The sequence below is a fragment of the Klebsiella sp. 28 genome (assembly GCF_018223905.1).
In the GTDB taxonomy this organism is placed as follows: domain Bacteria; phylum Pseudomonadota; class Gammaproteobacteria; order Enterobacterales; family Enterobacteriaceae; genus Klebsiella; species Klebsiella pneumoniae.
Genome location: NZ_JAGRQY010000002.1, coordinates 82,111 through 95,703, shown reverse-complemented (window position 1 = coordinate 95,703; position 13,593 = coordinate 82,111). Strand labels below are relative to the sequence as shown.

Genomic DNA, 13,593 nt, shown 5'->3' with positions numbered 1-13,593 from the left:
GAATAATGTTAGACCGCTCACAGTATTTTATCTTCTTCCTTATCCCCTGCCCCACGCTTTTTCGCTGTCGCTTTTGTTTCCCTACGGTACAGCCGGGGTATATTTTTTTAGCCACTACAGCGCATCGAAAATACTTATTAAATAATAAATCAAATCAATATGATAGATAGGGCTTTTCGCAGAAAATCAATTCGTTGTTGGCGCTGCGGTTCTGACGAGACGGGATAACGGTCACAAAAAAGGCCACCTGACGGTGGCCAACCATGTCGAAATCGGACAGATTTCTGCTTGCGGACAAGCAGAGAGGGTTTACTTGATAATAGCTTTCAGCGCTTCGCCGATGTCGGCCAGGCTGCGAACAGTTTTCACACCCGCCGCTTCCAGCGCTGCGAATTTCTCATCCGCTGTACCTTTACCGCCGGCGATGATAGCGCCCGCGTGGCCCATACGCTTGCCTTTCGGCGCGGTAACGCCCGCGATGTAGCCGACAACCGGCTTAGTGACATGATCTTTAATATAAGCAGCCGCTTCTTCTTCCGCGCTGCCGCCGATCTCACCGATCATGACGATCGCTTCGGTCTGCGGATCTTCCTCGAACATCTTCAGGATATCGATGAAGTTGGAGCCCGGGATCGGGTCGCCGCCGATACCGACGCAGGTAGACTGGCCGAAGCCGTAGTCGGTGGTCTGCTTAACCGCTTCATAGGTCAGGGTGCCGGAACGGGAAACGATGCCCACTTTACCCGGCTTGTGAATGTGACCCGGCATGATGCCGATTTTGCACTCGCCCGGAGTGATAACGCCCGGGCAGTTCGGGCCGATCATACGCACGCCCGCTTCGTCCAGCTTCACCTTCACGGTCAGCATATCCAGCGTTGGGATACCTTCGGTGATGGTGATGATAAGCTTAATGCCCGCGTCGATCGCTTCCAGGATGGAATCTTTGCAGAACGGCGCCGGAACGTAGATCACGGTCGCGGTCGCGCCGGTAGCTTCAACGGCTTCGCGCACGGTGTTGAACACCGGCAGGCCCAGGTGAGTGGTGCCGCCTTTGCCTGGCGTCACGCCGCCAACCATTTGCGTACCGTAAGCGATCGCTTGTTCAGAGTGGAAGGTCCCCTGGCTACCGGTGAAGCCCTGGCAGATAACCTTGGTATCTTTATTAATTAAAACTGACATTATTTCCCCTCCACTGCGGCAACAACCTGCTGTGCTGCGTCCGTCAGACTTTTCGCTGCAATAATATTCAGGCCGCTGTCAGCCAGTTTTTTCGCGCCCAGTTCGGCGTTGTTACCTTCCAGACGAACCACAACCGGAACGTTAACCCCTACTTCCGCTACCGCGCCGATGATGCCGTCAGCGATCAGGTCGCAACGCACGATGCCGCCGAAGATATTAACCAGCACCGCTTTAACGTTGTCGTCAGAGAGGATGATTTTGAACGCTTCGGTCACGCGCTCTTTGGTCGCGCCGCCGCCTACGTCGAGGAAGTTAGCCGGTTCGCCGCCGTGCAGCTTAACGATGTCCATGGTACCCATCGCCAGGCCTGCGCCGTTAACCATGCAGCCGATGTTGCCGTCCAGCGCGACGTAGTTCAGTTCCCACTGCGCCGCCTGCGCTTCACGTGGGTCTTCCTGAGACTGATCGCGCATTTCGCGCAGATCCGGCTGGCGGAACAGCGCGTTGCCGTCAGCGCCCAGTTTGCCGTCGAGGCAGATCAGGTCGCCCTGCTTGGTGATCACCAGCGGGTTGATCTCGATCAGCGCCAGGTCGCGCTCAAGGAAAATGGTCGCCAGCCCCATGAAAATCTTGGTGAACTGCTGAACCTGTTTACCTTCCAGACCCAGTTTGAACGCCAGTTCACGACCCTGGTAAGGCATCGGGCCTGCCAGCGGATCGATGGCGATCTTGTGGATCAGGTGCGGGGTCTCTTCCGCCACTTTCTCGATTTCCACGCCGCCTTCGGTAGACGCCATGAACACCACGCGACGGGAGCTACGGTCAACAACCGCGCCCAGGTACAGCTCTTTGTCAATATCGGTCGCCGCTTCAACCAGGATCTGGTTAACCGGCTGGCCGTTCGCATCTGTTTGATAGGTCACCAGACGTTTGCCCAGCCAGTGCTCGGCAAATGCGCGGATCTCTTCTTTGCTCTTAACTACTTTCACACCGCCCGCTTTGCCGCGGCCACCAGCGTGAACCTGACATTTCACTACCCACGGACCCGCGCCGATTTTTGAAGCGGCTTCTTCTGCTTCACGCGGAGTAGTACAGGCATAACCCACCGGCGCCGGTAAGCCATAGCGGGCAAAAAGTTGTTTTGCCTGATATTCATGTAAGTTCATGTGTTCAGTCCATCCTTCAGGGTGTAATTATCTTTAAACCTGTAGGCCTGATAACGGCGCTAACGCGTGTTATCCGGCCTACGGTAGGTAATACGCTTGCTGACTACACGTCCAGCAGCAGACGGGTCGGATCTTCCAGCAGCTCTTTAATCGCCACCAGGAAGCCTACCGATTCACGTCCGTCGATCAGACGGTGGTCATAGGAGAGCGCCAGGTACATCATCGGCAGGATCTCTACCTTGCCATTGACCGCCATCGGACGGTCTTTAATGGCATGCATACCCAGAATAGCGCTCTGCGGTGGGTTGATGATCGGCGTGGACATCAGGGAGCCGAAGACGCCGCCGTTGGTAATAGTGAAGTTACCGCCGGTCAGGTCGTCTACGGTCAGCTTGCCGTCGCGGCCTTTCACTGCCAGCTCTTTGATATTCTTTTCGATATCCGCCATGCCCAGCAGGTCGACGTCACGCAGAACCGGGGTGACCAGACCGCGCGGAGTGGAAACGGCCATGCTGACGTCGAAGTAGTTGTGGTACACCACGTCGTCGCCATCGATGGAAGCATTCACTTCCGGATAGCGTTTCAGCGCTTCCACTACCGCTTTCACGTAGAAGGACATAAAGCCCAGGCGGATGCCATGACGTTTTTCGAACGCCTCACCGTACTGCTTACGCAGATCCATGATGGGCTTCATGTTGACTTCGTTAAAGGTCGTCAGCATGGCGGTAGAGTTTTTCGCTTCCAGCAGACGTTCGGCTACGCGTTTACGCAGGCGGGTCATCGGGACGCGTTTTTCCGAACGGTGGCCCAGCTGCGGCGCCGGCGCGGCTGCCGGGGCGGCGGCTGGCGCTTTGGCTTCTGCCGGCGCCGGGGCTTTCGCCAGATGTTTCTCAACGTCTTCGCGGGTCAGACGGCCGCCGACGCCAGTGCCTTTGATGGCCGCTGGGTCAAGGTTGTGTTCAGCCAGCAGACGACGGATCGCCGGGCTCAGCGCGTCGTTGTTCTGCTCTTCCAGAGAGGCCTGCTGACGCTGCGCCGGAGTGGACGCTTTCGCATCGGCTTTCTCGCTGCTTTCTTTACCTGCGCTGTTGCCTTCGCGCAGGCGGCCAAGGATCTGGCGAGACAGGACGGTGGCGCCCTCGTCTTCCAGCACTGCATCCAGAATGCCGTCCGCTGATGCCGGTACTTCCAGTACCACTTTGTCAGTTTCGATTTCGACCAGAACTTCGTCACGGACGACCGCGTCGCCCGGTTTTTTGTGCCAGGTGGCGACGGTTGCGTCAGCTACGGACTCAGGCAGGTCGGGAACCAGAATATCTACGCTACTCATTGTGTATCCTTTAATTAATCGACGTTCAGCGCGTCATTGACCAGATCTTGTTGCTGTTTCTGGTGAACGGACATATACCCTACCGCCGGAGAGGCGGAGGCCGGGCGGCCTGCATAACGCAGAGAGGCCCCAAACGGAATCACTTCACGGAAGTGATGCTGGCTGCAGTACCATGCGCCCTGGTTGAGCGGCTCTTCCTGGCACCAGACAAAATCATGCACGTGCGCATACGCTTTCAGCGCTTCCTGCACCGCCTGATGCGGGAACGGATAGAGCTGCTCGATACGAACGATAGCGACATCTTTTTGCTCGTTTTTGCGGCGCTGTTCCAGCAGGTCGTAGTAAACCTTACCAGAGCACAGCACAACGCGCTTCACAGCCTGCGGATCAAGTTGATCGATTTCACCAATAGCCGGCAGGAAAGTGCCGTTCGCCAGCTCATCCATGCTGGAGACCGCCAGCGGATGACGCAGCAGCGACTTCGGCGACATCACCACCAGCGGACGACGCATACCGCGCAGCGCCTGGCGACGCAGCATGTGATAAACCTGTGCCGGCGTGGACGGCACGCAGACCTGCATGTTTTGTTCAGCGCACAGCTGCAGATAACGCTCCAGACGCGCGGAGGAGTGCTCCGGGCCCTGGCCTTCGTAACCGTGCGGCAGGAGCATCACCAGGCCGCACATCCTCCCCCACTTCTGCTCACCGGAGGAGATGAACTGGTCGATCACCACCTGCGCACCGTTGGCGAAGTCGCCAAACTGCGCTTCCCAGATGGTCAGAGTGCGCGGCTCGGCGGTGGCGTAACCATATTCGAACGCCAGCACCGCTTCTTCAGACAGTACCGAGTCCCAAACGCGGAACTGGCCCTGGCCGTTATGGACATGCTGCAGCGGCGTGTAGGTTGAACCATTGGTCTGGTTATGGATCACCGCATGACGGTGGAAGAAGGTGCCGCGGCCGGAGTCTTCGCCGGACAGACGAACCGGAATACCTTCGTCAACCAGCGTGGCGTAGGCCAGGTTTTCGGCACCGCCCCAGTCAAACAGCTTCTCGCCTGCCGCCATCGCCTGGCGGTCGGCGTAAATTTTCGCCACGCGGGACTGCATTTCGATACCTTCCGGTACCGTGCTGATGCGTTTGGCCAACTCCTGCAGACGTTTCGGCTCAACTTTATCCGGATAGCTCTCGTCCCACTCGTGGTTGAGGTACGGCGACCAGGTAAAGGAATGCATATTCATCGGACGCCATTCCTGCACCACGCATTCGCCGGCATCCAGCGCATCGCGGTAGAGGTTAACCTGCTCGGTCGCATCTTCCAGAGTCGCCACCTTCTCCTGCTCCAGCTTGTCAGCATAGATTTTGCGCGGAGTCGGATGCTTTTTGATCTTCTGATACATCAGCGGCTGGGTTGCGCTCGGCTCATCGGCTTCGTTGTGGCCGTGACGGCGGTAGCACACCAGATCAATGAAGACATCGCGTTTAAAGGTATTGCGGAAATCAAGCGCCAGACGGGTGACGAAGGCGACCGCTTCCGGATCGTCCGCGTTCACGTGGAAAATCGGCGCCTGCACCATTTTACCGATGTCGGTGCAGTACGGCGTCGAGCGCGCATCCAGCGGGTTAGAGGTCGTGAAGCCCACCTGGTTGTTGATAACGATGCGCACGGTACCGCCCACTTCGTAACCGCGGGCTTTGGACATGTTCAGAGTTTCCTGAACCACGCCCTGGCCGGTGACGGCGGCGTCGCCGTGGATGGTAATAGGCAGAACTTTGTTGCTGCTTGGCTCGTCCAGACGATCCAGACGGGCGCGTACGGAACCGATAACCACCGGGCTGACAATCTCGAGGTGCGACGGGTTAAACGCCAGCGCCAGGTGCACCAGACCGCCTTCGGTTTCCATATCGGAAGAGAAGCCCATGTGGTACTTCACGTCGCCGGTGCCGAGGTGTTCTTTATGTTTGCCCGCGAACTCGTCGAACAGGTCCTGCGGTTTTTTACCCAGCACGTTGACCAGCACGTTCAGACGGCCGCGGTGCGCCATGCCCAGCACCACTTCGCGGGTGCCGCTTTTGCCTGCATGGCGGATCATCTCTTTGAGCATCGGGATCAGGGCGTCGCCACCCTCCAGCGAGAAGCGCTTCGCCCCCGGGAATTTGGCGCCGAGGTAGCGCTCCAGACCTTCCGCGGCGGTCAGTTCGCTGAGGAAGCGTTTTTTCTCTTCCGGGGTAAAGCTCGCTTTGCCAGCTACCGATTCAATGCGCTGCTGGATCCAGCGTTTTTCTTCGGTAGAGGTGATATGCATGTATTCCGCGCCGATGGAGCCGCAGTAGGTTTGCTTGAGGGCGGCAATCAGCTCGCCCAGCTTCATCGTGTCTTTACCGATGGCAAATGAACCTACGTTATAGCTTTCCTGGAAATCGGCCTCGGTCAGATCGTGGTAGGCCGGATCGAGATCCGCCACTCTCTCTTGCTTCCACAGCCCCAGCGGATCGAGATTCGCATGCTGGTGGCCACGGAAACGGTATGCGTTGATGAGCTGCAGGACTTTAACCTGCTTCACATTGGTGTCTGGGTCGGAAATCGAAGAAGTGTAACGTGAGGCATCCTTCGCCAGTCGACGGAAATAATCACGCGTTTTGGAATGAAATTGATCCGGTTTAACTCCGGTGCCAGGTAACTGCTGGAACATTGAACGCCAGTTGGCGTCAACAGAGTCAGGATCGGTTAAGAAGTCTTCATAGAGCTGTTCTATCCAGCTCTGGTTCGAACCAGAGAGGTAAGAAGAGTCCAGCCAGGCTTTCATTGCGCCGTTCTGCATCGTGATCCCTTAAGCATTCATATGCTTATTTCGCCGTAGAAACTACCACGCACACCGAGTGCACGTGCCGGGGTTCACTTGTTGCGGACGAGTTGTGGTTTCTATCCGCTAAGGAACCTTTAAAAACTGCCATTAATCTTCAGCGTTCAGGCTGCGGTTGCGTTGGCTGCCTTCGCTTACCCCGGTCACATAGTTCACTATGCTCCCGGGGATGCGCTCAGTTGCCGCCTTACCTCGCACTGAACGCCTCGATTACTGGTACATCTTGTGGCGGTTTTTAAAGATTTCCTGCTATATCCCCCGGCGGCGCTAACGCTTGCCGGGGCTACTGCTTTGGTAGCCCGGATAAGCGCTAGCGCCATCCGGGACAAACCGTGTTGCTTACGCGCTGCGCTGCAGCAGCATCGACTTAATATGGCCGATGGCGCGCGTCGGGTTCAGCCCCTTCGGACACACACTGACGCAGTTCATAATGCTGTGACAGCGGAATACGCTGAAAGCATCGCTCAGGCCGTCCAGGCGCTCGCTGGTTTCGGTATCGCGACTGTCGATCAGGAAGCGATACGCGGCCAGCAGGCCAGCCGGGCCGATGAACTTGTCCGGGTTCCACCAGAACGACGGGCACGAGGTCGAACAGCAGGCGCACAGAATACACTCGTACAGCCCGTCGAGTTTCTCACGCTGCTCAGGCATCTGCAGATGCTCGCGAGCCGGAGGATTTTGCCCATTATTCAACAAGTAAGGCTTAATCTTCTCATATTGTGCATAGAATTGCCCCATGTCCACCACCAAATCACGGATAACCGGTAATCCTGGCAGCGGACGGATAACAATCTTCTTGCCCGGCTGATTCAGCGCGGAGATTGGCGTGATGCACGCCAAACCGTTTTTCCCGTTCATGTTTAGACCATCGGACCCGCAGACCCCTTCACGGCAGGAGCGGCGGAACGACAGCGACGGATCTTTTTCTTTCAGCTGGATCAGCGCATCCAGCAGCATCATGTCGCGACCTTCTTCCGCTTCAAGGGTGTAATCCTGCATGTGCGGAGCGTCGTCAACATCCGGGTTATAGCGATAAATTGAAAACTCGAGTTTCATTTTCCTGTCTCCGCATTAGTAAGTACGAATCTTCGGCGGGAATGCCGGACGCAGTTTCGGTTCCATATTGACGCTACGACGCGTCATGGATTCCGACTCTGGCAGGTACAGGGAATGGCACAGCCAGTTTTCATCATCACGATCCGGGAAGTCGAAGCGGCTGTGGGCGCCACGGCTCTCGGTACGGAAGTTAGCGGATACGGCGGTCGCGTAGGCGGTTTCCATCAGGTTATCCAGCTCCAGGCACTCAACGCGCTGGGTGTTGAACTCGCTGGAGGTATCGTCGAGACGGGCGTTTTTCAGGCGCTCGCGGATCACTTTCAGTTGCTCCAGACCTTTGTGCATCGCATCGCCTTCGCGGAACACCGAGAAGTTATGCTGCATACATTCCTGCAGCGCTTTACGAATCGCCACCGGATCTTCACCAGAGCGGGTGTTGTTCCAGCGGTTGAGGCGATCCAGCGAGCCTTCGATATCGGATTCGCTAGCGTCGCGCAGCGTGCCCTGCTCGGCAATGGATTCCTGCAGATGCAGGCCCGCCGCGCGGCCGAAGACCACCAGGTCGAGCAGCGAGTTGCCGCCCAGACGGTTGGCGCCGTGGACCGATACGCAGGCGATTTCGCCTACCGCGAACAGGCCCGGGATCACCACGTCTTCGCCCTTCTCATTCACGGTCAACGCCTGGCCGGTGACTTTGGTCGGGATACCGCCCATCATGTAGTGACAGGTTGGGATAACCGGGATCGGCTCTTTCACCGGATCGACGTGGGCAAAGGTACGGGAAAGTTCAAGGATACCCGGCAGACGAGATTCCAGAACCTCTTTACCGAGGTGATCCAGTTTCAGTTTCGCGTGCGGGCCCCACGGACCGTCGCAGCCGCGGCCTTCGCGGATTTCGATCATGATGGAACGCGCCACCACGTCACGGCCCGCAAGGTCTTTAGCGTTCGGGGCATAACGCTCCATAAAGCGTTCGCCGTGTTTGTTCAGCAGGTAACCGCCTTCGCCGCGGCAACCTTCGGTAACCAGAACCCCAGCCCCGGCGATACCGGTCGGGTGGAACTGCCACATTTCCATATCCTGCACCGGCACGCCGGCGCGGATGGCCATCCCGACGCCGTCACCCGTATTGATGTGGGCGTTGGTGGTGGACTGATAGATACGGCCTGCGCCGCCGGTCGCCAGCACGGTGGCGCGGGCTTTAAAGTAGACCACTTCGCCGGTCTCGATGCACAGGGCGGTACAACCGACTACCGCGCCGTCCTGGTTTTTCACCAGATCGAGGGCGTACCATTCGGAGAAGATAGTGGTGTGGTTTTTCAGGTTCTGCTGATACAGAGTGTGCAGCAGGGCGTGACCGGTACGGTCAGCCGCCGCCGCGGTACGCGCCGCCTGTTCGCCGCCGAAGTTCTTCGACTGGCCGCCAAACGGGCGCTGATAAATACGGCCATCGTCAAGACGAGAGAACGGCAGTCCCATGTGCTCCAGCTCAAGAATCGCTTCCGGGCCGGTCTTACACATGTATTCGATGGCGTCCTGGTCGCCGATATAGTCCGACCCTTTTACCGTGTCGTACATATGCCATTCCCAGTTATCTTCATGGGAGTTACCGAGCGCGACGGTGATGCCACCCTGCGCGGATACGGTATGGGAACGGGTAGGGAACACTTTGGAGAGCAGTGCACAGGTCTGTCCGCTCTGGGAAATTTGCAGCGCCGCGCGCATACCTGCGCCGCCGGCACCGATGACAACAGCATCAAACTCTCTGACTGGCAATTTCATTACACACCCCACACCACAACAAATCCATAAAGAACGTAAGCCACCAACGCCACAACGATAGCCAGTTGCAGAACCAGGCGCAGAGCCAGTGGTTTAACGTAGTCTGTTAACACCTGCCACATCCCGATCCAGGCATGGATGAGAATGGAAACGAGAGCCAGCAGAGTGAAGACCTTAGTGAAGCCGGAGGCAAAGAATCCGGTCCACACTTCCCATGAGATTTCACCGGTGGTGGCGAAGAAGCCAACCATGTAGATGATGTAGAGGGTCAGAACGATGGCGGTAGCACGGACCAGGATAAAGTCATGTACGCCGTTGCGTCCCAGTGCTGAGGCGTTGCTTACCATACGAGGACTCCTGCGAGAAGTGAAAGCACGACAGTAATAACAAAAGAAATTTTGGCGGAACGTTTCCCTGCTTCGAGGGTTTCGTCCAGGTAGCCAAAGTCCATCATCAGATGGCGAATACCGACAACGACGTGATAGGCCAGCGCGGTGAGAATGCCCCACATGATGAACTTCACAAAGAAGCTATCCATGATGGAGGCCGCCGTCAGAAAACCTTCTGGGGAGGAAAGGCTGGTGCCCAGCAGCCAAAGCAGAATTCCGACCGCCACGAAGGTGATGACACCGGAAACGCGATGGAGAATGGACGCTATCGCCGTGATTGGGAACCGTATCGTTTGTAGATCCAGATTGACAGGTCTTTGTTTTTTCACATTTCTTACCATGAATAACGCCCACATGCTGTTCTTATTGTTTCCTTCCTCCGGTCTGCTTGCGGGTCAGACAGCGTCCTTTCTATAACCAGAAGTCATGTTAAAACGTCTTTTCAGGCATTAAAACATCACTAAACAACGCTGGGTGGCTCGGGATTGCAGGGTGTTCCGGAGACCTGGCCGCAGTATAGGCCGTTCACAAAATCATTACAATTAACCTACATATAGTTTGTTGGGTTTTCTCCGGAACAGTGATCAAGGTCACGATACCAACATTTTTTTAATTTTTAATCACCTGATTTGACAAATATTAAACATTCTTGTTACAACCATTACCAGTTAAATGCAATAATGCTCAAAAGTTATGGGGTCACTCTTTCACCTGAGAATAAGTTATGTAACAGTGTGTCAGTATTGACCGATGTAATCAGGACAGTTATTAGTGGTATATAGGTTTTAATATTCGGACTGCTAAAACGCTGATTTGCTGTTGTTTCACCGCAGCCCTGAAGGACGTGCCATCAAGCGCCGTTGCTCTGTACCCTGCCCTTTTCGCTGACGCAGAGCTGTGTGCAACATAACAAACTGGTAACGTATGCAGGCGCGGGCCGAAAGCAAATCCACCACCCGGCAGTCTTAAGCAATAAAGGCGCTAAGGAGACCATAAATGTCTGATGCTAAAGCAAAAATCACCCTGGGTGGTGACACTGCTATTGAACTGGATGTGCTAAAAGGCACGCTCGGTCAGGATGTTATTGATATTCGTAGTCTTGGTTCAAAAGGCGTATTTACCTTTGACCCAGGTTTCACATCAACGGCTTCTTGTGAATCTAAAATTACGTTTATCGATGGTGACGAGGGGATCCTGCTGCACCGCGGCTTCCCGATCGACCAGTTAGCGACCGAATCTAATTATCTTGAAGTCTGTTATATCCTGCTGTACGGCGAAAAGCCGACCCAGGCCGAATATGACGAATTCAAAACTACCGTCACCCGCCACACCATGATTCATGAGCAGATCACCCGTCTGTTCCACGCGTTCCGTCGCGATTCCCACCCGATGGCGGTGATGTGCGGGATCACTGGCGCGCTGGCGGCGTTCTATCATGATTCCCTCGACGTGAATAACCCGCGTCACCGCGAGATTGCCGCCTACCGTCTGCTGTCCAAAATGCCAACCATGGCAGCCATGTGTTACAAGTATTCTATCGGCCAGCCGTTTGTTTATCCGCGCAACGACCTCTCCTACGCCGGCAACTTCCTGCGCATGATGTTTGCGACACCGTGCGAAGAGTATGAAGTCAATCCGGTGCTGGAGCGCGCGATGGATCGTATTCTGATCCTGCACGCCGATCACGAGCAGAACGCGTCGACCTCCACGGTACGTACCGCGGGCTCCTCCGGCGCTAACCCGTTCGCCTGTATCGCTGCGGGCATCGCCTCGCTGTGGGGACCGGCACACGGTGGCGCCAACGAAGCGGCGCTGAAAATGCTGGAAGAGATCAGCTCCGTTGAGCACATTCCGGAATTTGTTCGTCGTGCGAAAGACAAGAATGACTCTTTCCGCCTGATGGGCTTCGGCCATCGTGTTTACAAAAACTACGATCCGCGCGCCACCGTGATGCGTGAAACCTGCCATGAAGTGCTGAAAGAGCTGGGCACCAAAGACGACCTGCTGCAGGTGGCCATGGAGCTGGAGCATATCGCGCTGAACGACCCGTACTTCATCGAGAAGAAACTGTATCCGAACGTCGACTTCTACTCCGGTATCATCCTGAAAGCGATGGGTATTCCGTCCTCCATGTTTACCGTTATCTTCGCCATGGCGCGTACCGTGGGCTGGATTGCGCACTGGAACGAAATGCACAGCGATGGCATGAAGATCGCCCGTCCGCGTCAGCTGTATACCGGCTACGCCAAACGCGATTTCCAGTCCGACATTAAGCGTTAATCTCACTGTCCGGATCATAAAAACGCGCCTGCTGGCGCGTTTTTTTATGCCTGATAACGCGCTTCATGCTGAAATCGCCCGCCAGCCGGCTTAATGCTGGCATCCTGGACACCAGTAAAATGGCCGCGAGGAGAGCGTCGTCTTCTCAATGATTCCCCCACAGCGTTCGCACCTTTCCCCATCGCGATGGAAGACCTTAAAGCGAAACAGCGCGCCATGATGCTTGTTGTCATCCACCAGACCGCGAGTACGATAGGACAGCCGCGGGATATCGAGCAGCGCGTGCGCCAGCGCATCCAGCTGACTGTCGCTCAGTTCAGCGGCTTTACGCTTCCCGCTTAATCCCACCTGCCAGAGAATTTCCACCCGCAGATAGTTTCCGAGCCCGGCAAGAAAAGCCTGATCCAGCAGCAGGCCGGAAAACTGACGATTGCGGAATTTGGCCGACAGCAGCCGCGCTTTCACCTGCTCCGCGGTTAACGTCATGTCCAGCACGTCCGGTCCGACGCGCAGCAAGAACGGATGGTTGGCAACCTGCTCCGCCGTGAGGATATCAATGTCCGACGCGCTGTAGAGCAAAATCGCCTTGCTGGCGGTCTGCAGCCTGACGCGCAGTACGCGGTTCGATTGCGGCTCAACGCCGGCATCCACCACACGCCAGACGCCGTACAGCTGGTTATGGCTATACAGGGTCAATCCGCCGGAGAATTGGGTTAACAGGGCCTTACCGCGGGTGGCGATATGGGTCACCCGCTGACCAATTAGCTGAGTTTGATAGGGTTGCAACTGAGGAAAGGCGAACCAAACGTTGGTTAAGGGTTCGCCTTTGATTGCCGCCTCCAGTTTATCCGCCGCACGGCGGATCTCCGGACCTTCCGGCATACTGTCATCCTTCTGTTAATGGGTGGCGCCGCCGCCAATTTTGACATCGTCATCCTGTTCAAGGGCGACGGCAATCGCCGTTTCCAGCGCCGCGCGTACCGTCGCGACCGACATACTCGCCTGCCCCGGGTGGGCCGCCGCCTGTTCAGGCAGATAAGGAATATGGATAAAACCGCCCTTCTGCCCGCTTTTTCCCTGCAGCTGATGCAGCAAACCATACATCACGTGATTGCAGACGAAGGTGCCCGCGGTTTGCGACACCGAGGCCGGGATCCCCTGCTGGCGCAGCGCGCTGACGATCGCTTTGATCGGTAGCGTACTGAAGCAGGCCGCAGGGCCATTAGCGACGATCGGCTCGTCGATCGGTTGCTGGCCTTTATTGTCGGGGATCCGCGCATCATCGACATTGATCGCTACACGTTCGACGGTGATATCGACACGGCCGCCGGCCTGTCCGACGGCAATCGTCAGCCGCGGTTGATAGGTTTCCAGCGCCGCCTTCAGCACCGTCAGCGCTTCGCCGAATACGCAGGGTAACTGTTTAGCCACCACCTGCTGTCCGCGAATAATCATGCCATCCAGCTGCTTAACCACTTCCCATGAAGGATTAACCGTTTCGCCGCCGAACGGCTCAAAACCGGTAATCAATACGCCAGCCATCATCC

The 13,593-nt window shown here is 56.4% G+C and carries 11 protein-coding genes; 1 reads left to right on the top strand and 10 read right to left on the bottom strand.

Features of this window, described 5'->3' with window-relative positions; genetic code table 11:
• Positions 1-309 precede the first annotated feature (309 nt).
• From sucD to sdhC, 8 genes are all read right to left on the bottom strand, one after another.
• A complete protein-coding gene (gene sucD / locus KHQ28_RS00560; RefSeq protein ID WP_002895043.1) occupies positions 310-1,179 on the bottom strand; it encodes a succinate--CoA ligase subunit alpha in 870 nt (289 codons plus the stop codon).
• Positions 1,179-2,345, bottom strand: coding sequence for an ADP-forming succinate--CoA ligase subunit beta (gene sucC, locus KHQ28_RS00555; protein WP_002895039.1), 1,167 nt, complete (start codon positions 2,343-2,345; stop codon positions 1,179-1,181). The genes sucD and sucC overlap by 1 nt, the downstream gene beginning before the upstream one ends.
• 103 nt (positions 2,346-2,448) lie before the next feature.
• A complete protein-coding gene (odhB, locus tag KHQ28_RS00550; protein ID WP_004142209.1) occupies positions 2,449-3,675 on the bottom strand; it encodes a 2-oxoglutarate dehydrogenase complex dihydrolipoyllysine-residue succinyltransferase in 1,227 nt (408 codons plus the stop codon).
• A 14-nt stretch (positions 3,676-3,689) separates the two neighbouring features.
• A complete protein-coding gene (gene sucA, locus KHQ28_RS00545) occupies positions 3,690-6,497 on the bottom strand; it encodes a 2-oxoglutarate dehydrogenase E1 component (RefSeq protein WP_012068464.1) in 2,808 nt (935 codons plus the stop codon).
• Between the two features lie 381 nt (positions 6,498-6,878).
• Positions 6,879-7,595: a succinate dehydrogenase iron-sulfur subunit SdhB gene (gene sdhB, locus KHQ28_RS00540; protein ID WP_002894954.1), complete on the bottom strand. Its 717-nt coding sequence runs from the start codon at positions 7,593-7,595 to the stop codon at positions 6,879-6,881.
• A 15-nt stretch (positions 7,596-7,610) separates the two neighbouring features.
• Positions 7,611-9,377 carry a succinate dehydrogenase flavoprotein subunit gene (sdhA, locus tag KHQ28_RS00535; RefSeq protein ID WP_004179067.1) on the bottom strand — a complete coding sequence of 589 codons (1,767 nt, stop codon included), beginning with the start codon at positions 9,375-9,377 and terminating at the stop codon, positions 7,611-7,613.
• Positions 9,377-9,724: a succinate dehydrogenase membrane anchor subunit gene (gene sdhD / locus KHQ28_RS00530; RefSeq protein WP_002894949.1), complete on the bottom strand. Its 348-nt coding sequence runs from the start codon at positions 9,722-9,724 to the stop codon at positions 9,377-9,379. The genes sdhA and sdhD overlap by 1 nt, the downstream gene beginning before the upstream one ends.
• Positions 9,718-10,122, bottom strand: a complete 405-nt coding sequence (sdhC, locus tag KHQ28_RS00525) for a succinate dehydrogenase cytochrome b556 subunit (RefSeq protein WP_004142216.1) — start codon at positions 10,120-10,122, stop codon at positions 9,718-9,720. The genes sdhD and sdhC overlap by 7 nt, the downstream gene beginning before the upstream one ends.
• A gap of 640 nt (positions 10,123-10,762) precedes the next feature.
• Between sdhC and gltA the strand changes: the two genes are divergently transcribed.
• On the top strand, positions 10,763-12,046 hold the full coding sequence (gene gltA, locus KHQ28_RS00520; RefSeq protein ID WP_002894943.1) for a citrate synthase: 1,284 nt from the start codon (positions 10,763-10,765) through the stop codon (positions 12,044-12,046).
• A gap of 90 nt (positions 12,047-12,136) precedes the next feature.
• Here the strand turns inward: gltA and nei are convergent, their stop codons facing one another.
• A complete protein-coding gene (gene nei / locus KHQ28_RS00515) occupies positions 12,137-12,928 on the bottom strand; it encodes an endonuclease VIII (protein ID WP_032419206.1) in 792 nt (263 codons plus the stop codon).
• A gap of 15 nt (positions 12,929-12,943) precedes the next feature.
• Positions 12,944-13,588: a pyroglutamyl-peptidase I gene (gene pcp, locus KHQ28_RS00510; protein WP_004183438.1), complete on the bottom strand. Its 645-nt coding sequence runs from the start codon at positions 13,586-13,588 to the stop codon at positions 12,944-12,946.
• Between the last annotated feature and the right edge of the window lie 5 nt (positions 13,589-13,593).